This window comes from Psychrobacter sp. 1Y4 (assembly GCF_051847555.1).
Genome location: NZ_JBPYDE010000349.1, coordinates 1 through 827 on the forward strand (window position 1 = coordinate 1; position 827 = coordinate 827).

General features: G+C 41.6%; 1 protein-coding gene. It reads left to right on the forward strand.

What is annotated here, in order from left to right; translation table 11 throughout:
• Positions 1-188: 188 nt before the first annotated feature.
• Positions 189-827 (forward strand): uroporphyrinogen decarboxylase family protein (locus ACS8FC_RS16245; RefSeq protein ID WP_439297536.1); only part of this gene is annotated, 639 nt, incomplete at its 3' end.

Below are 827 nucleotides of genomic sequence, written 5' to 3' on the forward strand. Positions count from 1 at the left end.
GCACAGCTGTTGCTTTTATAGCTTATCTATGATTTTAGGTAAGCTATAAAAGCTATTGAGATTTGCTTCAAGCTTAAGCAAGACTGTTTATACCTTGTAAATATTTATTGTTATTTTATTCAACCTATTTTATCCAGTATAGTATCCATCCATAAATATGGATACTGTGTTGTTTTGGAGATTTGTACATGAGTGCTTCAGACAAGAGTGATTCGATTCAGCAGCAATTTGCACCGCTAAAAAATGATAGGCTGCTACGTGCATTACGCTTTGAGCCCATCGATACCACGCCAGTTTGGATGATGCGCCAAGCTGGTCGTTATTTACCAGAGTACAAAGCCACTCGTGCTGAAGCCGGCGACTTTATGAGCCTGTGCAAAGATACAGATCGTGCTACTGAAGTGACGCTCCAACCGTTACGTCGTTATGACTTAGATGCTGCTATCTTATTTAGTGATATCTTGACCATTCCTGATGCCATGGGCTTGGGTTTGTATTTTGAGACTGGCGAAGGTCCTAAGTTTAAGCATCCGATTCGCGAACAGGCCGATCTTGACAGATTGCCAGTACTTGAGCCTAACGATTCTCTTGACTATGTAATGCGCGCTGTGACCAGCATTCGCAAAGCGCTAAATGGTCAAGTGCCTTTATTTGGGTTCTCTGGTAGTCCATGGACGCTTGCTACGTATATGATAGAAGGCGGTAGTTCAAAGGATTATCGTTATACCAAAGGCTTTTTGTATAGCAATCCTGATTTTTTACATCAGCTATTAGACAAGCTTGCGACTTCGGTCATTGACTATCTTGATGCACAAATTGTTGCTGGT